We start from the raw sequence: 25,845 nt of genomic DNA on the forward strand, positions 1-25,845 counted from the left end.
AGGGCAGCCGCGTGAACCGGCGCGGTCCTCGAACTTTTACACATCCTACAACGGAAGATAACAGACCAGGAGGAATGCACATGGAATCCATGGAGCTATTGATAGAGCAGAAGTACGAGCGTCTCGGGGAGATTCTCCGTTCGATGGGCAAGGTGGTCGTCGCATTCTCGGGAGGCGTGGACAGCGCCTTCCTGCTGAAGGCGGCCCTCCAGTTCATGGGGCCGGAGAACGTACTGGCCATTACCGCGGATTCCGAGACGTATCCCGTCCGGGAGAAGCTCGAGGCGATTGAGCTGGCGAAGGACCTGAACGCTCCCCATGAAGTGATCCATACGAGCGAGCTCAACATCCCGGGCTATGCGGAGAATCCGACGAACCGGTGCTATTTTTGCAAAAACTCGCTGTTCGACCACCTCATCCCGATCGCCCGTGAACGCGGGTACGCGCATGTCGTGTTCGGCGCCATCGCCGACGACCTCGGCGAGCACCGTCCGGGGCTGCAGGCGGCTCATGAACAAGGCGTCCGTGCGCCGCTGCTTGAAGCGGGCATCAAGAAGTCGGAGATCCGGCATCTCTCCCGTAAGTTCGGGCTGAAGACCTGGGATAAGCCGTCGTTCGCCTGCCTCTCCTCGCGGATTCCTTACGGCGAAGCGATCACGGCCCAGAAGCTGTCGATGATCGACCAGGCGGAGGACTTCCTGATACAGCTCGGCTTCCGCCAAGTGCGCGTCCGCCAGCATGAGAATCTGGCGCGCATCGAGGTGCCGGCGTCGGAACTCGGCGAGCTGCTGCCGGTCGCGGAGACCGTGCATGCCAAGCTCAAGGAGATCGGCTATGCCTACGTGACGCTCGATCTCAAGGGCTACCGTTCCGGTTCCCTGAACGAGGTGCTGCCGGCCGATCAGCAGGCGGTACAGGCCGGCGCAGGCGCGGCGAACTAACAACCTTAAGCGACCGATGAGAGGAGCGGTGGAAGCAGTGGCCAAACCGAAGGTGTACATATCCAAACAAATACCGGCGCCCGTGCTGAGTTATCTCGAGGAGCACTGCGAATGCCGGATGTGGGACGGGAGCGGCGGGGCTTCCCGCCAGGGGCTCCTGGCCGAGCTGGGGGACGTGGAGGGACTGCTGACCACCGGCGGTCCGATCGACGCCGAGCTGCTCCAGCATGCGCCGAAGCTGCGTGCTGTGAGCAGCATTTCGGTGGGCTATAACCACTTCGACCTGGATGCGATGCGGACTCGCGGGGTTCTAGGGATGCACACCCCGTATGTGCTGGATGATACCGTGGCCGACCTCGTGCTGGCGCTGATGCTGGCGTCCGCCCGGCGTGTTCCCGAGCTGGATGCCTTCGTCAAGGAAGGCAGGTGGCAGCGGGGGCGCGGGCTGAAGGAGGAGGACTTCTTCGGCATGGACGTGCATCATGCCACGATCGGGATCATCGGCATGGGCCGCATCGGGGAAGCGATCGCGAAGCGGGCGGTGCATGGGTTCGATATGGAGCTGCTGTATTATAACCGCACGCGCAAGCCGGAGGCGGAAGAGCGCTTCGGGGCGCAGTACGTCACTGTGGAGGAGCTCCTGCGCCGCTCCGATTTTGTCGTGCTGATGACACCGCTGACGGCGGAGACGAAGCTGTATTTCCGTAAGGAGCACTTCGAGCTCATGAAGCCGACAGCGTTCTTCATTAATGCATCGCGCGGGCAGACGGTGGACGAGGCAGCGCTGATCGAGGCGCTGCACAGCGGCCGCATCCGCGGGGCGGGACTCGATGTCTTCGACCCCGAGCCGCCGCAGCCGGACAACCCGCTGCTGTCGATGCCGAACGTCGTCACGCTGCCGCATATCGGCTCGGCGACGGAGAAGACGCGCTTCGACATGGCGATGCTCGCCGCCCGCAACCTGGTGGAGGCCCTTACCGGGGGCCGGCCGCCGCATGTGGTGAAAGAGCTGGCGGACCTCGTGGAATCGAGATAGGATGCCATCAAGGACTGGCCTGAAGCACTATTCAGACAAGGACCCCCGTTTGCCGTGAAGGCGGCGGGGGTTCTTTTTTCTATGCAAAGAGCCGCCGGGGGGCGGCGATTTTTTCTGATGTGACAAGAATGTCACTTTGGGGCCCTGAAATGTAACCTGGAGCCATGGAAAGGCAAAAATCAATTCACTTATAATGAAAGTATCTCAATTGCCACATCGGAATGGATGGAGAAGGAGCTGGAAATGAAAATGGTAGAAGTAACGAACGTCACGAAGCAGTACGGTGAAAAGACCAATGCCTTCCAGGTCTTGAAGGGAATCAGCCTGGACATTCAGGAAGGTGAATTTGTCGGGATCATGGGGCCTTCCGGATCGGGCAAAACCACGCTCTTAAACATCATGTCCACGATCGACAAAGCTTCCTCCGGGAACATCACGATCAACGGTATCGATATTACGTCCATTAGGAACGAGGGGCTGGCGCGGTTCCGCAGAGATACCATCGGCTTTGTGTTTCAGGCCTTCAACCTGCTCGATAATATGACGGTACGCGACAATATCGCCCTGCCGCTTACGCTGAACAATGTAAAGCTGGAGGTGATTTTGAGTAAGATTCAAGAGCTCACGCAGATGCTTGGCATTTCCGGGCATTTGGACAAATATCCGTATGAGCTGTCGGGAGGCCAGAAACAGCGGGCGGCCATCTGCAGGGCGCTGATCACATCGCCGAGTGTCATTTTTGCGGACGAACCGACAGGAGCGCTCGATTCGAAGTCGTCCTCGGAGGTGCTGGAATGCTTCAAAAATGTAAATAAACAGCTGCGAACGACCATCATTATGGTCACCCACGACGCGGCTGCCGCAAGCTACTGCGACCGGATCATGTTCTTGAAGGACGGCTCGATTCACGGCCGGATCGACAGCGACGGCAACAAGCAGGAGCTGTTCAAGAAAGTGCTGAACATGCTCGCGGTGATGGGGGGAACGAATCATGAATTCCATTAAAATCGCCTACAAGCTGTTAAGAAACAATCTCCAGATTTATGAGTTTTATTTGATCGTCCTCGTGGTCACCGTGGCCACTTACTATAATTTTGCTGCGATTCAATACAATGAAACCTTCGAGCAGATTGCGGAGCGGATTCAGTCTGCCTCGGTTGCCAGCATGACCTGCGGGTTTGTGCTGCTGTGTACGGTGGTCTTCTTCATGTGGCATGCCAACGGATTTTTTTTCAAGCGGCGGCAGAAGGAAACCGGAATCTACATGCTGGCCGGCATCAGTACGTCCAAGATTGGAAGAGTGTTTGCATTTGAGAGCATTCTGCTCGGTGTCCTGTCTCTGCTTCTCGGACTGGCGGCGGGGATTCTGTTTTCCAAGCTGTTCTTCATGTTCCTGGGCAAAGCGATGTATCTGGACGTGGATATTGCGTTCTCGGTCTCGATAAAGGCGATTATTCAGCTCGTGATTGTGTTCGGTCTCATCTTCATCGTCCTCGGGTTTAAGAATTACAGGGAAGTGAAGAAAAGCCAGCTGATCGATATGCTGAATGCAACGAAAGTCAAGCCCACCGTGCCCCAGTCCAATTACTTCAAAGGCTTCTCAGGGGTGGTCTTTATCTTGGTCGGCTATGTCGTGGCGACGGGTTTCGCGGACTGGCGCTGGGATCTGCTGCTCTCCTCGATGGCGACGCTGGTTCTGGTCAGCCTGGGGACGTACCTGTTCTTCGGCAGCTTCCTGACGATTGTGTTCAGTAAGCTGATTCAGTCGAAGCGCATGATTTACAGAAGTGTCCGGCTGGTGAGCATCAGCAACATTTTCTTCCGGTTAAAAGCCAATTACCGCAGTCTTGCCATGACGGCGATTCTGGCCGCGGCTACGGTGACGGCCTTCAGCGTCAGTCTTTCTTTCAAACAGTATGCAGAGGATCACAAGGTCATTGAGGTACCGTACAGCCTGAGCTATGTAAGCAGTGACGCGACGGCGAATGATCGGGTGAAAGAGGAGGTAACGGAAGCGATTGAGGCGTCGGGACATCAGCTTGCGGGCTGGAACGAAGTGCGGCTTGCGGCAGTGAAAGTCGAGTACGAGGGGAATAAGAAAATTGATATCAACAACGAAGCGTTTGCCATCCGTTATTCCGAACTGGTAAAGACGCTGGAATTTTTGAAGGTTGAAGACCGGGAATCGCTGCTTGCGGAGCTGAAGCCTCAGGACCATGAGGTTTCGTTCATCCTGAACGCCCGTTCCTTGGCTTCGCCTATCCGTGTGAAAGGCGATTCCATCCGCTTGAACGGAGGAACGTATACGGTGAAAGAAAGCCGCCAGGTTCCGGTCACGGGGAATGCGCTGGGCTTCGGCAGCAAAAACATCTACGTACTGCCGGATGAGCAGTATAACAAGATGGCCGCGGCCACCTCCGAAACTACGCTGAACGGAGTGCGGATCACCGATCAGGAACACAGCGAACAGCTGGTCAAGACTCTGACCTCCCTGGTTCCCGGCGGCAGGGTGAACGGGTTCAGCACGCAGTATGTTCAGGATTACTACACGCTGAATACATTCTTCTTTTTGGGGCTGATCATGTCGCTGGTGTTTGTTTTGGCAACGTTCAGCACGATTTATTTTAAAATTCTGAGCGATGCGCTCATGGACCAGGAGCAGTATGAAATTCTCAAAAAGGTGGGTATGAGCAAACTGGAAATTCAGCGCTCCGTCTACCTTCAGGTAGGAATGGCCTTTCTGCTGCCCGTCGTTGTCGGCATCGTCCACAGTGTCGCAGCCATGGACATGCTGGAAGACATCATGAATGCAAGCTTTTTCCTGCAAATCGCTTTGGGCATTGGGCTGTTCGCGGTACTGATGATCGCCTTTTACATCGGCATCAGCAAGAACTACACGAAAATGGTATACGGAGATTAATTGGTAATATAAAGAGAAGAAATGGAAAAAGATAAGGATTAAATGGAAATGAATAGGAAATAAATGGAAAGTAAATCCCCTTTGAGTAGAGCGGAAGATGAAGTTCTTGGGATCCAGGGACTGCCTCACTGCTCACCGGAGGGGATTTTTTTGTGCATTCAAAAAGAAGGGTTATAATCCAAATTCATTTGTTATTTACTAAATTAAGGGATCGGTGTATGATTATAACAAGCGTTTATTGTACAATAATGTATATTTTTAGATTATAAAGTCATAATTTATTGATTATTTTCTTAAAAATCGAATGTTGAGCAGGGGGGTGAAACGCTCTGCAATGACAAATACAGAGGCCGGCGTTGTTCATCTTCACCCGTAAACCGTGTGATGAGCTTGACACGATGAATGCGGGCCTTGTCCATACCCGGGCGATTTTGACCGTCGGATAAAGAGTTCTTCTCTGCTGAAATCCGCTCAAAAGAGTCTCTGCACTCCCTATCCTTCCTTGTGACCACATACGCAATCATGCCTCCGTTAGTGAGTGAACACACCTAACCTCAATCCTACTCATGCAAGGAGTGACTTGTGTTGAATACGAATTCCCGCGAATTATTTCCTCTCACCCAGGCACAGCAAAGAATCTGGTATACAGAGATGTTATACCCTAACACCACGGCCTGTCTGCTCTCCGCGACGGTCAGCATCGAAGGTCCGTTTCAGCCGGAGATTCTCAAGCAGGCCATTCAATGCGCGATCAAGAACAACGACGCTTTTCGGATTAGACTGACTCAGCAGGATGGCCTACCGATGCAGTATATCGAACCTTATACATATAAAGAAATTGAATATGTCGATTTCTCGGATGCGGAGGACGAGCGTCAAGCTCAGCAGTGGCTGTATGAATATAACCGCAAACCTTTGGTTTTTCTGGAATCGGACTTATTCCGGTTTGTGATCCTCAAAATCAAGGACGGTTATTTTCAATATAACGTTCACATGCATCACATTGCCGCCGACGGGATCGGCCTCAATCTGGTTGTCAACCAAATCTCGGACAATTACGCCGCTATCGTAAACGGAGACCCGGCTGCTGCGGATGTCAAGCGGGGTTCTTATGTCGATTATATTCCTTCGGACCAAGCTTACGAGAGTTCGGAGAGATACCGGAAGGATCAGGCGTTCTGGCTCGAGAAGTTCAGCACGCTCCCGGATCTGACCGGTCTGAAATCGTATGATCCGTTCTTAACGAGTACGGCGGCGGAGCGGAAAACCTTCACACTTGACCGCGAGCTCTTTACGCACATCAAAGCGTTCGGTGAGCAGCATAACGTGAGTGTTTTTAGCATCTTCCTGGCGGCTTTATATATCTACTTGCATAAAGTAACGAATGAGCAGGACGTGGCGGTCGGAACGAACTTTGCCAACCGGACCGCGAGGCAGGAGAAGGACATGGTCGGGATGTTCGTCAGTACGGTGGCGGCCCGGATGAACGTTGATCCCGAGACGGATCTGCTTTCGTTCCTTCAGCAAGTCGCCAAGGAGCAGCAGTCGATTCTCCGTCACCAGAAGTATCCGTATAACCACTTGATACAGAACCTCCGAGATCAGCACCACAACCATTCGATTCAACGGCTGTTCGGGATTGTAATGGAATACCAGGTGCTCAGCTTTCCTGAAGTCGACCACCTCAAGCTGCTGACCAAGCCCGATTTTTGCGGCCATGAAATGAATGATTTTGTGATTCACATCAAGGAATCGATCAATGAGAACCAGATTGATCTCGATGTGGATTACCGGATCCATGTCTTTCAGGAGAGCGAGATCGAAGGTTTGATTCGGAGGCTTCTTCTTACTGTGGACTGGCTGATCCGCAGTCCGCATTCAACGATAGCGGAGATTTCGCTCATCAGTGAAGAAGAGCGAAGGCTGATCCTGACCGAATGGGCGGACACGGCGGCTTCGTATCCGAAGGAGAAAACGATTCATGAGCTGTTCGAGGAACAAGCTGCGCGAACTCCGGAGAGGACAGCCGTAACGTTCGGCAGCGAGCGTCTGACCTACCGCGAGCTTAACGAACGTGCGAATCAATTGGCGTATACGCTGAGGGCCAAGGGAGTGGGGCCGGATAGTCTCGTAGGTGTCATGGCCGAGCGCTCTCTCGAAATGATCGTGGGCATCTACGGCATTCTGAAAGCCGGTGCCGCCTATGTGCCGATTGACCCTTCTTTTCCGGAAGAACGCATCCGGTATATTCTGGAGGATTCCGGCGCAGGGCAGCTCCTGCTGAAGAGCCATTTGCGCTACAGCGTCCCTATAGCTTTTGCCGGAGAGCTCGTTGAATTGGATGACGAGTCGGTCTATGCGGACAACCGTTCGAACCCGTCATTGACAGCGGGGCCTCATCACTTGGCCTACGTTATTTATACGTCGGGCTCTACAGGCAGCCCCAAAGGGGTAATGGTCGAGCACCACTCGGTCATCAACCGGCTGCTGTGGATGCAGGAGGCGTATCCTTTGGATTCGTCGGACACCATCATGCAGAAGACGCCGGTTACCTTCGACGTCTCCGTATGGGAGCTGTTCTGGTGGGCGCTGGCGGGCGCGAAGGTGTACCTGCTGCCGCCGGGAGGGGAGAAGGACCCGGACCTCATTCTGAATACGATCGCGGTGCAGGATATCACCACGATGCATTTTGTGCCGGCGATGCTGCAGGCTTTCCTCGATCATATCGAGCGTCTGCCCGGGCAGGAGCGTGCCGGCAAGCTGATCTCGCTGAAGCAGGTCTTCGCAAGCGGTGAAGCCTTAACGCTGCCGCAGGCGTCCAGATTCCAGCGGTTCATCGCGCCGGTGCAGGGGGCAAAGCTCATCAACCTGTACGGTCCGACGGAAGCTACGGTCGACGTGTCGTATTATGAGTGCACGGAGGATCTGTCGGGGCATGCATCCGTTCCGATCGGCAAACCGATTTCGAATATTCAGCTATACATAACAGGAGCAGGAACGAAGCAGCTGCAGCCGGTCGGTGTGCCCGGAGAGCTGTGCATTGCGGGAGTCGGCGTGGCGCGGGGGTATTTGAACCGGACCGAGCTCACGGCGGAGAAGTTCACGGACAATCCGTTTGTGCCGGGCGGGCGAATGTACCGCACCGGGGATTTGGCGCGCTGGCTGCCGGACGGCCAGATCGAATACCTGGGGCGGATCGACCACCAGGTGAAGATCCGCGGGTACCGGATCGAGCTCGGCGAAGTCGAGGCAAAGGTCATGGAGATCGATGCCGTGAAAGAAGCCGTCGTGATCGCTCGGGAGAAGGAGGACGGACAGAAGCATCTTTGCGCATATCTGGTAGCCGACCGGGAGCTTACGGTCAGTGAGCTGAGAAAGGCGCTGTCCCTGGAGCTGCCGGAGTACATGATCCCGTCGTACTTCATCCAGCTGGCGAAGATGCCGCTGAGCCCGAATGGCAAGATCGACCGCAAGGCGCTGCCGGCTGTAACAGGAAACGTGCATGCGGACACGGAATACGCCGCTCCTCGCACGCCGGTGGAGATGGCGCTGGTCTCGGTTTGGGAATCGGTTCTCGGCATGAAGACGATCGGCATTCACGATCACTTCTTCGAGCTGGGGGGAGATTCGATCAAAGCGATGCAGGTTTCTTCCCGGCTGCAGCAGGCGGGGTACAAGCTGGACATGAAGCACCTGTTCACCTACCGGACGGTGGCCGAGCTGAGCACGTTCGTTCAGCCGCTTACGCGGACGGCTGATCAAGGGGAAGTCGCGGGTGAAACTCCTTTGATCCCTATTCAACACTGGTTTGTTGAACGGGAATTTGCGGCTCCGCATCACTTTAATCAGGCATTCCTGCTGTACCGCGAGGAGGGTTTTGATGAAGCGGCACTGCGGTTGACGGTTCAAAAGCTCGCCGAGCATCATGATGCCCTGCGAATGGTCATGGTTCCCCGTGAAGACGGTTATGGGGCAAGGATTCGGAGTGTGGATGAAGGGGAGCTGTACAGTCTGGAGACGGTGGATCTCCGGGAGGAGGCTGCGGCCGAGACCGCCGAGCCGTCGTGGATCGCACAGGCGATGGCAGAGAAGGCGAACGAAATCCAGAGCTGCATGGACCTGACGAACGGCCCGCTGCTGAAGCTGGGTCTGTTCCGCTGCGCAGATGGGGATCATCTCCTGATCGCGATCCATCATATGGTGGTGGATGGGGTGTCGTGGCGCATCCTGTTCGAGGATCTGGCGGCAGGGTACGAGCAGGCGGTACAGGCACAGCCTATCCGGCTTCCGGCCAAAACCGACTCCTTCCGGTTTTGGTCGGAGAGTCTCGCCGCCTATGCGAACAGTCCGGCCATGGAAGCGCAGCGGGCCTACTGGCAGGGAATCGAGCAGGCGCATACCGAGCGCCTGCCTCTGGATTACGGCGGCCACAGCCCGGAAGCACCGGAGCAGGATCAGGCAGCCGGAAGCAAGCTCTCCGGGCAGGGGGGCGATGCGGGGCGTACGCATGAGCCTGAACGCGGGCGTCCGCTCCTGCGGGACAGTGAGCTGGTAACCGTCCGCTGGTCGAAGGAGGATACGGAGCGCTTACAGAAACAGGCGCATCGTGCTTACAACACGGACATGAACGATCTGCTGCTTACGGCACTGGGCCTGGCGATTCACCGCTGGACGGGCCTTAAGCGGGTGCTTGTCAATCTGGAAGGCCATGGCAGGGAACCGCTTGTTCCGGATGTGGACGTGACGCGAACGGTCGGCTGGTTCACGAGCCAATTCCCCGTGCTGCTGGAGCCGGGCGAAGAAAACACCGAAGCGCCGGAAGAGCTTGGTGCACGGATCAAGCGGGTCAAGGAAAGCCTGCGCCGCATTCCGCATAAGGGGATCGGATACGGCATCCTTCGTTATCTGTCCGCACCTGCGGAGAAGCCGTCTGCCGTCCGCTTTGAGGCTGAACCGGAGATCAGCTTTAACTATCTGGGGCAGTTCGACCGGGATCTGGAGACCAGCGGCTTGAAGCTGTCGCCTTATGCCGGCGGGGCCGACCGGAGCGAACGGAACGCAAGGCCTTATGTTCTGGATATGAACGGCATGGTAACCGGCGGAGAACTGGTCATGACGGTCAGCTACAGCACCACTCAATATCGGCGGGAAAGCGTGGAGCGGCTGGGCGAATGCTTCCAGGCCGCTCTGCAGGAGATTATCGCACACTGCACCGCGAAAGAACGGTCGGAGCTGACGCCGAGCGATGTCTTGTTCAAGGGGCTCACGGTAGAAGAGCTGGACCGCCTTCAGGAGCAGACGCAGCAGATCGGTGAGATGGAGAATGTATACGCGCTGACGCCGATGCAGAAGGGCATGTGGTTCCACCGCAGGCTGGATGAGGGGTCTCATGCGTACTTCGAGCAGGTTACCTTTACCTTGAACGGCGACTTAGATCCGGACACCTTCCGGCAGAGCCTCGACCATCTGACCCGGCGGCATGATGCTTTGCGGACGAATTTCTACAGCGGCCGGGGCGATCAGCCTCTGCAGGTTGTATACCGGAGCCGGAAGCCCGGTTTTGCCTATGAGGATCTTCGCGGACTGCAGCCGGGGGAACGTCAAGCACAGGTGGACGCACGGGTCCAAGCCGATAAGGCCAGAGGGTTTGATCTGGAGCGGGATCCGCTCCTGCGGGTAACGATTGTGCGCCTTGCCGATGAGGAATACCAATTCCTCTGGAGCTTCCATCATATCGTGATGGACGGCTGGTGCCTGCCGTTGATGATCCAGGAAGCGTTCGACGCTTATGCCGCCTTCCGGAAAGAGAGCGCACCGGAGTTCGGAACCGCCGGATCGTACGGCCGCTATATCGAGTGGCTGGAGCGTCAGGACAGCGAAGCCGCGTCCGGTTATTGGAAGGCGTACCTTGCCGGGTATGACAGCCAGACGGAGCTCCCGCCGGCGAAGTCTCATGAAGAGGGGAAAACGGACGGATATACGCCAGAGAAGCTGGTCAGCAGCCTCGGGAAGCCGCTGACCGAGAATCTGAAGCGCACCGCGAACCGGCTTCAGGTGACAATGAATACGATGCTTCAAACGGCTTGGGGTGTGCTGCTGCAGCGGTATAACCGCACGGACGACGTCGTATTCGGCAGCGTCGTGTCGGGCCGATCGGCGAACATCCCGGGTATCGAAACGATGATCGGACTGTTCATCAATACGATCCCGGTGCGCGTCCGCAGCGGAGCGGAGGAGACGGTGGCCGGACTGCTGAGAAGCGTTCAGGAGCAGTCGCTTCTCTCAGCGGCGTACGATACGCACCCACTTTATGAAATTCAATCGTTGAGCGGGCAAAAGCAGGATCTGATCCGCCATCTTGTCGTGTTTGAGAACTATCCGATGGACCAGCGTTTAGGACAGTTCCAAGAGGAGAAGGGGTTTGCGCTCAGCGGATTCCAAGCCGAGGAACAGACCAATTATGACTTTAATGTCATTGTTCTGCCCGGAGAGGAACTCACGCTGCGGTTGGAATATAACGGCGAAGTGTATGACCGGGAAGGCGTGGAACGGGTCCGCGGGCACCTGGTTCGCCTGCTGGAGCAGTTCGCGGGCCGGCCGGAAGCCCGGATCGGCGAGCTGGAGCTGCTGACCCCGGCGGAGAAGGCGGATCTGCTGGAGATGATGGATGCTGCTGCAGCCGATTATCCGCGCGGGAAGACGATCCATGAGCTGTTCGCCGAGCAGGCGCAGCGTACGCCGGACCGCACTGCTGTCGTGTATGAAGATCGGCAGCTGACCTATCGTCAGCTGGACGAGCAGTCCAACCGGCTTGCCGTCTGGCTCCGTGAACAGGGGGTCGGTGCGGAGACGCTTGTCGGGGTGATGCTCGAGCGTTCGGTTGACATGATCGTGGCGATGCTCGGAACGCTCAAAGCCGGGGGCGCTTATGTGCCGATCGATATCAAGCTGCCGCAGGAGAGGATCGACTACATCATCAAGGATTCCGGGATCGGCTATTTGATTACTGCGGATGCCGTAGATCAGGCGGTCGTGTTCGCCGGAACCCGCATCGATATCAGGCAGGAGCGGGTCCGCACGGGACCGGTGGAGGCGCCGGAGGAGGTCAGCACGAGCCGGAACCTTGCCTACATCATCTACACATCGGGTACCACGGGCCAGCCCAAGGGAGTCATGGTCGAGCATAACCAGGTCGTTCGGCTTATGGTGAACGACAGGATGCCGTTTGATTTTACGGAGAACGATGTATGGACGATGTTCCATTCGAACTGCTTCGACTTCTCCGTCTGGGAAATGTACGGTGCCCTGCTGTATGGAGGCAAGCTGGTCGTTGTACCGGAGGAAACGACGAAGGACTTCGAAAGCTATCTGGCCCTCCTGAAAAAGGAGCGCGTCACGGTGCTGAATCAAACGCCGGGCGCCTTCTACCTGCTCATGAATCTGGCCGTTCAAGACGCCCGCCAGGATGGCGGGCAGGGTCAGCCGCTCAGCCTGCGGTATGTCATCTTTGGCGGCGAGGCGCTTAAGCCGGCCCTGCTGCAGGACTGGAAACGGACCTACCCGGACACCCGGCTCATCAATATGTACGGGATTACCGAAACGACCGTACACGTGACGTTCAAAGAGATCGGGCTGCAGGAGATCGCCAGCGGCATCAGCAATATCGGCCGGGCGATTCCGACGCTGACCACGTACGTCATGGACGAGCATCTCAACCTGCTTCCGTTAGGAGTGGCAGGCGAGCTGTGCGTCGGCGGTGACGGGGTGGCGAGGGGGTACTTGAACCGCGAGGAGCTGACGCAGGAGCGCTTCCTGCCGAATCCGCATCGGGAAGGCGAGCGAATCTACCGGTCGGGTGATTTGGTGCGGCTTTTGCCAAACGGCGAACTGGAGTATTTGGGGCGGATTGATCATCAGGTTAAGATCAGAGGCTACCGGATCGAGCTCGGCGAGATCGAGAACCGTCTGCTTGGCCACGAGGAGATCGAGGATGCGGTTGTTCTGGCCAAGGAAGACAAGCAGCGTCAAATGTATCTGTGCGCTTATTACGTAAGCCGCCGGGAGCTGACACAGGCCGACCTGAAAGCCTATCTCAAGCGGAGCCTGCCTGAATATATGGTTCCGGCGTTCTTCGTCAGGCTGGAGGAGTTCCCGCTGACCGGCAACGGCAAAGTGAACCGCAAAGCGCTTCCGGAACCGGCGGTCAGCAGCTTGGCTGCCGCGTCCTACGAAGCTCCGCGAACCGAAGCGGAGCGGAAGCTGGCGGCGATCTGGCAGGCGGTGCTGGACGTGGAGCGGGTAGGCGTGGACGATAACTTCTTTGAGCTCGGCGGGCATTCCCTCAAAGCGACGGCCGTGGTCAGCGAGATCGGACGCGTATTCCACATCAGGCTTCCGCTGAAGGAACTGCTTCTGCACCCAACGGTGCGGGAAATCGGCGCCTATCTCGAACGGAGCGGGGCGGGGGATGCCAAGCCAAGCCTAGAACTAAGCTTTGAAGAGATCGAGCCATGCGGGATCAGCGAGATTTACGAGACGTCTTCGGCACAGAAGCGGCTGTATGCGGTACAGCAGCGAGAGCTGGACAGCACGGCTTACAATATGCCCGGCTGCTTCGAACTGGGGCCGGACGTGCAGGAAGATCGCCTCGAGTCGGCACTTCAAGCGTTGATCCGCCGGCATGAGGCGCTGCGGACTTCGTTTGAGACGGCGGAGGGGGAGATTGTGCAGCGGATCGCGGATGACATCCGGTTCAAGCTGGTAGTCCGGCAGGAAAGCGAATCCGATCCGGCTGTGGTCGCACGCCGGTTTGTGCGTCCGTTCTCCCTGGACCAAGCTCCCCTGTTCCGGGCTGAGCTCGTTCGGAGCGGAGATAAGCGGTACCTTCTGCTCGACATGCATCATATTGTGACGGACGGGTTATCGGTACGGCTGTTCCTGGACGAGCTGCTCGCGCTGTATGAGGGCGCGGTACTGGAGCCGCTGCGCATTCAGTATAAGGATTATGCCGTATGGCATAACCGGTTCCTGCAGTCGGACGAGCTGAAGAAGCAGGAACGGTTCTGGGTGAACCAATTCCAGGACGAAGTGCCTCAGCTCCATCTCCCTTATGATTTGGAGCGCCCGGCGGTCCAAAGCTTCGAGGGCGGTACGGTCAGCCTCCCTGTTGCCCGGGGGACGACCGAGCGGCTTCGCAGGTTGGCCCAGGAGCGTGGCTGCACCCTGCACATGGTCCTGCTGTCCGCCTTCCAGCTCCTGTTATCCAGGTACAGCGGTCAGGACGATCTTGTCGTGGGCGTGCCGGTCGCAGGACGTTCCCGCGCGGAGCTCGGGTCCATGATGGGGATGTTCGTCAATACCCTTGCACTCCGCAGCAGGCCCAGCGGGGATAAGGCGTACCTCGACTATTTGAACGAAGTACGGGAGTATACCCTGGAGGCTTACGACAACGACAGCTATCCGTTCGACCGTCTTGTAGAACGGTTGGCACTAGCGAGAGATTTCAGCCGAAATCCGCTGTTCGACGTCATGTTCGATACGTATACTGTTGAGGCTCCGGGAAGAAGGAGTCCGGGGGCTGAGTCCGGCGGGCTGACTCTCGAACCTCGGAGCGTAGACCGGGGCATGGCCAAATTCGACATCGAATTCAACGTGCTGGAACAAGACGGCGCCTTGGAGCTCAGCATCGACTATGCCGCCAGGCTGTTCTACCGGGAAACCATCGAAAGGATGGCCTCGCATTACACCCGGATTCTGGAGGATATCGCCCTGAGCGGATCCAGCAACAAGAAGCTTTCGGACATCGACATGCTTCTCCCGGAAGAGAGAGAAGTGCTGATTCACCGCTTCAATGATGTGGCGGCGGATGAGCCGATGGAGCGGCTGTTCCACGAATGGTTCGAGGAGCAGGCGGACCTGACCCCGGACCGGACGGCCGTGGTCTACGAGGATCAGCGGCTCACTTACCGGGAGCTCAATGCAAGGGCGAATCGTCTTGCCCGCAGCTTGAAAGGGGTAGGCGTACAGCCGAACCAGCTGGTGGGCATCCTGGCGGACCGTTCGGTAGATCTGCTGGTCGGCGTGATGGGCGTGTGGAAAGCGGGGGCCGCCTATGTGCCGATTGATCCGGATTACCCGTCCGATCGCATCGACTTTATGCTCCAGGACAGTGCCGCCCGGGTGCTGCTGACCCAGACGGGACTCCGAGAGCGCGCCGAAGGCTGGCTCAGTGACAACCGTCTTCTGCAGACGGTGCTTTGCCTGGACGACGAAGACTCTTATGCGGAAGAGACGGCGAATCTCGTTCCTGTGAGCAAGCCGCAGGACCTGGCGTATGTGATCTATACGTCCGGCACCACCGGCCGGCCGAAGGGCGTGATGATCGAACACCGCAGCTTGATGAACACGGCGTCAGCCTACCGCCGGGAGTACCGGCTGGGCGAGTTCCCTGTGCGGCTGATGCAGCTGGCCAGCTTTTCCTTCGACGTATTCGTCGGCGACATCGCCCGGGCGCTGTATAACGGCGGCACGATGTTCATCTGCCCGAAGGACGACCGCATTGATCCGGTCCGGCTGTACGAGCGGATTCGACAAGACGGGATCACCATCTTCGAATCGACGCCTGCCCTGATCGTGCCGTTCATGGAGTATGTGGCGGAGCAGGGGCTTGACATGAGCGCTATGGAGCTGCTGATTACCAGCTCGGACAGCTGCAGCGTCAAGGATTACCGGCTGCTGCAGGAGCGCTTTGGCTCCCAGTTCCGAATCATTAACGCTTATGGCGTGACGGAAGCGACGATTGATTCGAGCTTCTACGACGAGCCTTTGGACAAGCTGCCGGCAGGGGGCAGTGTGCCGATCGGTCGGGCGTATCTGAACGCGAAGTTCTACATCGTGGACGCCTTCCTGAACCCCGTACCGGTAGGAGTGCTCGGCGAGCTCTGCATCGGCGGTCCCGGTGTGGCGCGCGGGTATTGGAACCGGCCGGAGCTGACGGCGGAGAAGTTCGTGGACAGTCCGTTTGCCGCAGGCGAACGGCTGTACCGAACGGGCGATCTGGCCCGCTGGATGCCGGACGGCAACGTTGATTTTATAGGACGGATCGATCATCAGGCCAAAATCCGCGGATACCGCGTCGAAACCGGAGAAATCGAGACGGTGCTGCTCAAGGCCGAAGAGGTCCGGGCAGCGGTGGTCGTCGTGCGTGACGATGCGGCCCGGCAGAAGGTGCTGTGCGCTTACGTCACAAGCGACCGGGAGCTCGATGCGGACCTGCTGCGCAGCCGGCTTGCCCAGGAGCTGCCAAGCTACATGGTGCCGTCGTATTTCATCCAGCTGGCTCATCTGCCGCTGACGGCCAATGGCAAAGTCGACCGGAAAGCACTGCCTGAACCGGATTTTGGAGCTATGAAAGCCTCCGCCTATGAAGCTCCCCGCACGGATGCGGAAGCGAAGCTTGTGGAAGTGTGCAGTGAGGTATTGGGCGGGGAGCCGGTGGGAATCCAGGCCAACTTCTTCGATCTCGGCGGGGATTCGATCAAGGCGATCCGCATCATCTCCAAGCTGCAAAAGTATGGCTACAGCCTGGAAGTGAAGTATATTTTTGGTGACGGAGCGCTGAAATCGATCGCGGGCCACTTGAAGCGGCGGGAATCGGCCGTCCGTCAGGAGGCGGTGACCGGGGAAGCGGCGTTGACGCCGGTACAGAGAGCCTTCTTCGAGCAGCATCTGACCCAGCCGCACCATTATAATCAATCGGCGATGCTGTTCCGCGCCGAACGGTTCGATGGGGAGCTCGTCAGCAAAGTGTTCGAGGAGATCGTATCGCACCATGACGCCCTTCGGATGGTATACCGCGAGGAAGGCGGCCGCATCGTCCAGGTGAACCGCGGAGTCGAAGCGTCCCGCGAGCTGTTCACGCTGACTGCGTTCGATTATACAGGACGGGGCGAATGCGCAGAGGAAGTCAGAGCACGCAGCAGCGAGCTGCAGAGCAGCATGGATCTGGAGCAGGGGCCGCTGATCCAAATCGGATTGTTCCGAATGGACGAAGGCGATCATCTTATGATTGCGGTTCACCATCTGGTCATCGACGGCGTCTCGTGGAGAATTTTGCTCGAAGATTTCACGGAGGGGTACCGTCAGGCACAGGAGGGGACTGCGATCCGGTTCCCGGCGAAGACCAACTCCTTCCGGGACTGGGGCGCCTACTTGCAAAAGCAATTGGAGAGCGGCGCTCTGCAGGAGGAATACGGCTACTGGGACCGGATCCAGCAGGCGGCGATCGAGCCTCTGCCTGTCGATGGGAACAGCGGCGGGGAGGACAGCAGGCTCGAAGATGCGAAGGAGCTTCGCGTGGAGTTCAGCCTGGAGGAGACCGACCGGCTGCTCAAGCAGGTCCACCGGGCCTACCGTACGGATGTGCAGGATATTTTGTTAACGGCGCTGGGCTTATCCGTGAGGGAGTGGACCGGACAAGACCAGGTCCTCATCCAGCTGGAAGGCCACGGCAGACAGCTCCTGGAAGGCGGCATCGAGATCAGCAGGACGGTAGGCTGGTTTACGGCGGAGTATCCTGTGCTGCTGGAGCTGGGAGCCTCGGCGCTGGCTCAAGCGATTAAGCGGGTCAAAGAGACGCTGCGCCATGTACCGAATAAGGGCATCGGGTATGGGATCTTGAAGTATCTGGGCGATAAGACGGAGTGGAACCGGAATACGCCGGAGATCAGCTTCAACTACTTGGGGCAATTCGACGGGGAGCTGGAAAGCGACCTGTTTGAGATGTCCCGCTTATCACCAGGAGAGAACATCGGTCCGGAGAACAAGATGAGCTTCGCGCTGGATATCAACGGCATGGTCGTGGACCGGAAGCTGAGCTTTACCTTCGCCTACCATACGAAGCGGCACCGGGAAGAGACGATCCGGGAGGTGGCGGACGGCTTCAAGCGTCATGTTCAGGCCATCATGGAGCACTGCCTGGCGCTCGAAGCTCCGGAGACAACGCCATCCGATTTCTCCGACCCGAGCTTGACGCTGGAGGAGCTCGACCGCTTGAAGGAGCAGTACGAAGCCGGCGGCCGCTACAAGATCGCCGATGTTTATCCGCTCTCCCCGATGCAGGAAGGGATGCTGTTCCACGCGCTGCTGGATCCTGAGTCCGCCGCTTATTTTGAGCAGACGACTTATACGTCACACGGGCCTCTGGATCTGGAACTCGTCAACGAGAGCTTCAACAAGCTGCTGGAACGCCATGAGATTCTGAGATCGGTGATCGCCCATAAATATGTGGAGCGTCCGCGGCAGGTCGTGCTGGCCGAGCGCAGAGCGGACGTGATCTTTGAAGATTTGACCGGTCTGGATGAGCAGCAGCAGAAGGCTTACTTGGAGGAGTTCGAGCGGACGGACCGTGCGATGCGGTTCGACCTGAGCCGGGATCTGTTGATCAGGCTGTCCGTCTTGAAGCTTGGAGACCGGGAGTACCGGGTGATTTGGAGCTCCCACCATATTCTGACCGACGCTTGGAGCACAGGCATCCTGATGAAAGAATTCTTCGACCTATACGCCAAGCTCCGGAACCATGAGCCGACGGATACGCCCAAGCCAGTTCCTTATTCCCGCTACATTCAGTGGCTGGAGAAGCAGAATAAAACCGAGGCCCGCTCGTATTGGGCGAGCTGCCTGGAAGGGTACGAATCCGCTGCGGTGCTGCCGGCCTTCGGACCGTTCGGGGAGTCCGCTGCCGGTGACTACGTCCTGGCGCGTCACGACTTCCGCATGGACAGAGCACACAGCGAACGGCTGAGGAAGCTGGCGCAGCGCACCCAAACGACGATGAATACGGTGATTCAAGCCGCATGGGGAGTATTGCTGCAAAAGGTGAATCATACCCCGGACGTCGTCTTCGGCTCCGTCGTATCCGGGCGGAATGCGGAAGTGGATGGAATCGACGAGATGGCGGGACTGATGATCAACACCATTCCGGTACGTGTGCGGGGGACGGAGGACAGCCGGTTTGTCGATCTGCTGAAACAGACGCAGCGTCAGTCGCTGGATTCCGCGCGGTACGATTATTATCCGCTGGCTGATATTCAGGCGCTGTCGGAGCTCAAAGAGAAGCTGATCCATAATAAGATCACCTTCCAAAATCATTACGTTGACGAAAGCTTTGGCAGCGGGGATTTCCTGGAAAGGCTTGGCTTCCGCGTGTCGGATATCGGCGGGTTCGAGCAAACCAGCTTTGATTTTAATATGAAAGTCGTGCCGGGTGACGAACTCGAGTTCACCTTTGCTTACAATGCCGCTGTATATGATGGAGCGAGCGTCGTCCGGTACCAGCGTTATTTCGAACAAATTCTTGAAGCTGTGGCGCTAAACGAGGAGATGCCGCTCCCGCACATCGGGATGCTTCCTCAGGAAGAGAAACAGCGTCTCTTAACGGAATTTAGCGCCGATGCGGTGACCGGAGAGTCTCAAGAAGCGGGCACTGTTGTGGAGCTGTTCGAGGCTCAGGCGCGCAGGAGACCGGATCACCCGGCGGTGGTGTTCCAGCAGCGCGAGCTTACGTACCGCGAGCTCAACGAGAGGTCGAGCCGCCTCGCCCGTGTGCTGCGCAGCCGCGGGGTCCAAGCGGATACGGTTGTCGGGCTGCTGGCGGAGCCTTCGCCTGAGCTGGTCGTCGGAATCCTCGGCATCATGAAATCCGGCGGGGCCTATCTGCCGATCGACCCGGGACAGCCGCAGGAACGGATCGAATTTATGCTGGGCGATGCGTCCGTCAAGCTCGTGGTCACAGCCGGGGACGGTGAAGCAGGCCTCAAGGAGCGGCTTGCCGGTTATGACGGCACCGTCCTCGAGCTCGCGGAGGGCGGGTTGTCCGTGAGCGTAGACGGCAGTCAGGTTATGGGCCATGACGGAGACAGCGAACAGCTCGATCTGCTGCCTGCCCGTGACAGCTTGGCTTATGTGATCTATACGTCAGGCACGACGGGCAGGTCGAAGGGGGTCATGATTGAGCACTCCAGCTTGGCCAACTACGTCCAGGCGATGGCGGCGAAAGCTTCGATCACGGATGAAGACGCTGCAGCTCTGACCTCCTCCTACGCGTTTGACCTGGGCTACACGTCGCTCTATACCGCCTTGGCGAGCGGGATTACGCTGCATCTGCTGTCCGAAGACATGTATAAAGACCCGGATGTATTGGTCCGCTATGTAAGGGAGCACTGCACTTATCTCAAAATGACGCCTTCCTTGTTCCAGCTTCTGCTGCAGGGAGCGGGCGTGGAGGAGATGGTGGAAGCCGGCCGTCTGCGGCTGATCCTGCTCGGCGGGGAGCCGTTCAACGCAGGCCACCTGGAGCAGTTTTACCGGATGGACCGGGGCGGGCGGGTCCGCTTCATGAACCATTACGGACCGACCGAAAGCACGATCGGCTGCGCGGCCGCTGCGCTTCCGCGGGAAGGAATCTCTTCGTCTGCCGGCGTGATCGGCCGGCCTCTTCCAGGCAGCCGCATCTACATTGTGGATCACTTGGGTGATCTGTGTCCGATCGGCGTGCCGGGGGAACTGTGGGTCGCCGGCGCCGGGGTGGCGCGGGGCTACTTGAACCGTCCGGACTTGACCGCCGGGAAGTTTACCGAGAATCCTTTTGTCCCCGGCGAGCGCTTGTACCGGACCGGAGATCTCGCGAAGTGGCGGGAGGACGGACGGATTGAGCTGATCGGCCGGATGGACAGCCAGGTGAAGGTGCGCGGCTTCCGGATCGAGCTCGGGGATGTTGAAGCGAAGCTGCTGAGCCATCCTGCAGTCAAGGAAGCGGCCGTCGTTGCCCGGGTGAACGAGGAGAAGGAAACCTTCCTCACGGCCTACTATGTGGGCAGCGGAGGGGTGGACGCAGCGGAGGTCCGCGGCTACTTGAAGGAAAGCCTGCCGCCGTACATGGTGCCGGCGTACTTGGTCCCTCTGGATGCCATGCCGCTGACGAGCAACGGCAAAATCGACCGCAGAGCGCTGCCGCAGCCGGAGTTCGGCGCAGCGGCCGAGGGGGACTATGTCGCCCCGAGAACCGACATGGAAGAGAAGCTGGCTGAGGTATGGAGCGAGGTGCTGGGCGCCGGGCACGTGGGCATCCGCGATAACTTCTTTGACCTTGGCGGACACTCGCTGAAAGCGACGGTGCTGGTCAGCAGGATTCATCAGCGGCTGAATATCGAAGTGCCGCTCAAGGAAGTGTTCCGCAGCCCGACGGTCGAAGCTATGGCGAGGTACGCAGAGGACAGCGGACAAACCCATTTTGCCGCGATTGAGCCCTGCGGACCGCAGGAGGTGTACGAAACGTCCTCCGCCCAAAGGCGCATGTACCTGGTTCAAGCGTTGGAACGGGGCGTCGCTTACAACGTGCCGGTGATCTGCGAGGTCGGGAAGTCCGTCGAACCGGAACGGATCGCAGCCATTTTCCAAACGCTGGTGGACCGGCACGAAGCTCTAAGAACGTCTTTCCACTCCGTGGACGGACGAATCATGCAAAAAATCGAGGAGCAGCTTACGTTTAAGCTGGACTATCGAACGGTGGCTCCTTCGGAGCTCGAGGCGGAATTCCAAGCCTTCATCCGTCCGTTTGACCTGGGCCAAGCTCCACTGCTGAGGGCCGCGCTTGTCCAAACAGACGGCAGGACGTATCTGTGGGTGGACAGGCACCATATCATCAGCGACGGCGTCTCATCCCAGCTGTTGACCCGGGAGATCACCGACCTGTACCAAGGCAGGCCGCTGGAGCCGCTCCGTATTCAATACAAGGATTATGCCGCTTGGCAGAACAAGTGGATGGAATCCGGCGGGATGAAGGAACAGGTGGGTTACTGGACGGGACGGTTCGAAGGGGAGATCCCAGTTCTGACGCTGCCCTACGATTACGAACGGCCGGCGGTGCAAAGCTTCGAAGGCAGCATTCAAACCTTCCAGCTTGATCGGCCGACGGTGGAAGGACTCCGCAGGCTGGCCCGTGAAACCGGAAGCACCCTGCACATGGTACTGCTGTCGGCCTTCCATATTCTGCTGTCGAAGTACAGTGGGCAGCATGATATCGTGATCGGCAGCCCGGTTGCCGGAAGACCGCATGCCGATTTGCAGAACATCATGGGGATGTTCGTCAACACGCTGGCCCTGCGGAATCAGAGTGAGCCGGACCAGCCTTACCGCGAGTTTTTGCAGACGGTGAAGGAACACGCGCTGGAAGCATACGAGCACCAAAGCTATCCCTTCGAAGAGCTGGTGGACAAGGTACAGGTGAAGCGGGATACCGGCCGCAATCCTTTGTTCGACGTGATGTTCATCATGAGCTATGCGAATGCCGTGCCGAAGGACGGGCCGGCTCTGCAGGTTGTGCCAACGGACAGCGGCATTTCCAAATTCGATCTGACGCTCGAGGCTCTGGAAAGCGCCGAAACGATCCGCTATACGATCGAGTACGCATCGAAGCTGTTCCATCCCGATACGATTGCCCGCCTGGGCCGTAATTTTGCGGTACTCCTGAACCGTCTCTGCGCGAATCCGGCCGAACGCATCTCTGCACTCGATGTGCTGACCGAAGCGGAGAAGCGGCGGCTGACCGAGGAGTTCAACGATACGACTCTGGAGTTCGCACGGGCGCAAACGGTGCACGGACTGATCGAGGAGCAGGCCGGGCGGACGCCGGAGCGGGCCGCCGTGCACTTCGGCGGGCAGTCGCTCACATACCGCGAGCTGAATGCGAGAGCCAATCAGCTGGCGCGCGTCCTGCGGCGCGAGGGAGTCGGCCCCGATACGGTCGTGGGCCTCATGGTCCCAAGGTCGCTGGAGATGCTCGTCGGCATCCTCGGCATCCTGAAGGCCGGCGGGGCATACCTGCCGCTGGACCCGAGCCATCCGAAGGACCGGATCGGCTACATGCTGGGGGATGCGGGGGTCCGCCTCCTGCTGACCTCCGGCGGGCTGGAAGGACTGGCCGGCGAGCTGAGCTTCGGCGGAGCGCTGCTGGATATCACGATGGAGGAGATCTACCAGGGCGGCGATTCCGATCTTGAGCCCGTGAACACGAGCCGTGACTTAGCATATGTGCTGTACACGTCCGGCTCGACGGGTAACCCGAAAGGCGTCATGGTCGAGCACCGGCAGGTGAGCAATTTCATCACGGCGATCGTGGAGGCTACGGAGCTGACGCAAAGCGATTCGATCCTGTGCCTGACGACGATCTCTTTCGATATCTTCGGCCTGGAGACGCTCGTGCCGCTGGCGCACGGGATGCAGGTGATCGTCGGCAGCGAGGAGGAAGGCAGCGACGGCACGAAGCTGGCGGCGCTGATCCGCCGCTTCGGCATCGAAGCGATGCAGAGCACGCCGTCGCGCCTGAAGCTGCTGCTCGAGCATGCGGCGTTCCGCGAAGCGCTTGGCGGCATGCAGCGCATCCTGATCGGAGGCGAAGAGCTGCCCGCCGCCCTATGGGAGCGGCTGCAGGCGTATGACCGCCTGGCGGTCTACAACGTGTACGGGCCGACGGAGACGACGATCTGGTCGACCGTGAAGCGGATGGAGAAAGGGGCGGCGCGCCTCACCATCGGGAAGCCGATCGGCAACACGCAGATTTACATGGTCGATGCGCACGATGGGCTCACGCCGGTCGGCGTGCCGGGCCACATGTGCATCGCGGGCGACGGGGTCACGCGCGGGTACTTTGGCCGTCCGGAGCTGACAGCGGAGAAGTTCGTGGACAATCCGTTCGACCTTGGCACCCGGATGTACAAGACCGGGGACCTCGCCCGCTGGCTGCCAAGCGGGGAGATTGAATTCCTCGGGCGGATGGACAACCAGGTGAAGATCCGGGGGTACCGGATTGAGCTCGGTGAGATCGAGCACCGGCTCGCGGGCCATGCCGCTGTGAAGGAAGCGGTGGTGACGGCGCGGACGGACGAGAGCGGACAGGCGTACCTGTGCGCGTACTTTGTCGGCCACAGCGGGGCATCTCCCGTGGAGAAGGGCGAGCTGAAAGGGCACCTGAAAGCCGGCCTGCCGGAGTACATGATTCCGGCCTACTTCGTTCAGCTCGAAGAGATCCCGCTGACGAGCAACGGGAAGGTGAACCGCAAGGCGCTGCCGGCGCCCGACGAGAGCGCGCTGGTGACCAGCGGCTACGAAGCGCCGCAGACCGCGGTCGAAGAGACGCTGGCGGCGATCTGGAGCCGGGTGCTGGGCGTGGAGCAGGTCGGCGTGCACGACAGCTTCTTCGACCTCGGCGGCCACTCGCTGAAGGCGACGCTGCTGATGAGCGGAATCCACCAGAAGCTGCAGGTAGAGGTGCCGCTGCAGGAGCTGTTCCGGCGGCCGACGATCCGCGAGCTGGCGGGCTATATCGAGACGGCCGGCGAGCAGGCGTACGAGGCGATCGAGCCGGTGGCGGAGCAGGCGTGGTACGAAGCGTCGTCCGCGCAGAAGCGGATGTACGCGCTGCAGCAGCTGGATCCGCAGAGCACGGCGTACCATATGCCGGGCGTGTATGAGCTGGAAGGCCGGGTGGACGCGGGCCGGCTGGAGCAGGCGCTGAAGGGTCTGGTGCAGCGGCACGAAGCGCTGAGAACGTCGTTCGCGGCGGAAGACGGCGAGATCGTGCAGCGCATCGAGCGGGATGCGGCCTTCCACGTGCCGGCACGCTCCTACGGGGAGAAGCCGATTGAGGCGATCGCCGCGGAGTTCGTGAAGCCGTTCGAGCTGGAGCGGGCGCCGCTGTTCCGGGCGGAGCTGGCGGCAGCCGGAGGCCGGAAGTACCTGCTGCTGGACATGCACCATATCATCTCGGACGGCATGTCGATGGGGATTCTGGTGAAGGACTTCGTTCGGCTGTACAACGGGGAAGCGATGGAGCCGCTGCGGATCCAGTACAAGGATTATGCGGCATGGCACAACAAGCGGCTGAGCGAAGGCGAGCTGGCGAAGCAGGAAGCGTACTGGACGAGGCAGTTCGCGGACGGCGTGCCGGTGCTGAGGCTGCCTTATGATTACGAACGCCCGGCGCTGCAAAGCTTCGAAGGCGAGCGTCTGCACTTCACGCTGGGCGGGGAGGCGACGCAGGGGCTGAGGGCGCTGGCCAAGGAGCAGGAAGCGACGATGCCGATGGTGCTGATGTCGGTGTTCACGATCCTGCTGTCGAAGTACAGCGGACAGGAAGACATCGTGGTAGGGACGCCGGTGGCGGGAAGACCGCACGCGGACCTGCAGGAGATGGTCGGGATGTTCGTCAATACGCTGGCGCTGCGAAGCCGTCCGGCGGGCGGGAAGACGTACCGGGGGTATCTGCAGGAGATCAAGACAAGCTCGCTGCAGGCGTACGACCATCAGAGCTACCCGCTGGAGCAGCTGGCCGAGAAGCTGGGCATCCGCCGCGATCTCAGCCGCAACCCGCTGTTCGACGTCATGCTCGATATGTCCGGTCTGGAGGAGACAGACGGGATTGCCCTTGAGGATACTGCACTTCATCCATACCCTGTGGTGAACCCGATCTCCAAATTCGATTTGACACTGAAAGCCTTTGAAACGGAGTCCGCCCTCGAACTGACCTTCGAGTATGCCACCGCATTGTTCAAGAAGGAAACGATGCAGCGTACCGCCGGGCATCTGCTTCGGCTGATCGATGACATCTTGAGCAACCCGGACGTTGAGCTGAAGCATCTCACGGTCTTGAGCGAAGCGGAGGAGGCGAAGCTGTCGGATCTGGAAGAGGAACTAAATCAGTTGAAAACCACGGCATTCAGCTTTTGATCCGGGGATTATGGAACGGAGATCAACTTAAATAATCTTAAATCATCTGAAATCATCTGAAATAAACGGAAATCATCAATAGGAAACCCGCTTTAGATGCCTGAGCTTGACCGCTGTACCGGACGGTCCTGCGATAAGCCGCGATGACCGTCCGGCTCCACCGGCGG

5 protein-coding genes are annotated in these 25,845 nt (G+C 58.8%); all 5 read left to right on the forward strand.

What is annotated here, in order from left to right; all coding sequences use genetic code 11:
* The first annotated feature begins 80 nt into the window (after nucleotides 1–80).
* The 5 genes from larE (at nucleotide 81) to ACP26L_RS16175 (ending at nucleotide 25,678) form a co-directional block, all read left to right on the forward strand.
* On the forward strand, nucleotides 81–941 hold the full coding sequence (gene larE, locus ACP26L_RS16155; protein WP_426454004.1) for an ATP-dependent sacrificial sulfur transferase LarE: 861 nt from the start codon (nucleotides 81–83) through the stop codon (nucleotides 939–941).
* A gap of 37 nt (nucleotides 942–978) precedes the next feature.
* The gene (locus tag ACP26L_RS16160; protein WP_426454006.1) at nucleotides 979–1,977 is read left to right on the forward strand and encodes a 2-hydroxyacid dehydrogenase; all 999 of its coding nucleotides are present in this window, start codon (nucleotides 979–981) and stop codon (nucleotides 1,975–1,977) included.
* A gap of 225 nt (nucleotides 1,978–2,202) precedes the next feature.
* Nucleotides 2,203–2,982 carry an ABC transporter ATP-binding protein gene (locus tag ACP26L_RS16165; protein WP_426454008.1) on the forward strand — a complete coding sequence of 260 codons (780 nt, stop codon included), beginning with the start codon at nucleotides 2,203–2,205 and terminating at the stop codon, nucleotides 2,980–2,982.
* Complete coding sequence (locus tag ACP26L_RS16170) at nucleotides 2,969–4,897, forward strand: FtsX-like permease family protein (RefSeq protein WP_426454010.1); 1,929 nt, start codon at nucleotides 2,969–2,971, stop codon at nucleotides 4,895–4,897. Before ACP26L_RS16165 ends, ACP26L_RS16170 begins: the two co-directional genes overlap by 14 nt.
* A 582-nt stretch (nucleotides 4,898–5,479) precedes the next feature.
* Nucleotides 5,480–25,678: a non-ribosomal peptide synthase/polyketide synthase gene (locus tag ACP26L_RS16175; protein WP_426454011.1), complete on the forward strand. Its 20,199-nt coding sequence runs from the start codon at nucleotides 5,480–5,482 to the stop codon at nucleotides 25,676–25,678.
* Nucleotides 25,679–25,845: the final 167 nt, after the last annotated feature.

It is taken from the genome of Paenibacillus sp. S-38 (assembly GCF_049942825.1).
In the GTDB taxonomy this organism is placed as follows: Bacteria; Bacillota; Bacilli; order Paenibacillales; family NBRC-103111; genus Paenibacillus_G.

Coding starts and splice junctions, on each gene's coding strand:
- larE (WP_426454004.1), top strand. CDS start 81: ATGGAATCCATGGAGCTATTGATAGAGCAGAAGTACGAGCGTCTCGGG.
- ACP26L_RS16165 (WP_426454008.1), top strand. CDS start 2,203: ATGGAGAAGGAGCTGGAAATGAAAATGGTAGAAGTAACGAACGTCACG.
- ACP26L_RS16170 (WP_426454010.1), top strand. CDS start 2,969: ATGAATTCCATTAAAATCGCCTACAAGCTGTTAAGAAACAATCTCCAG.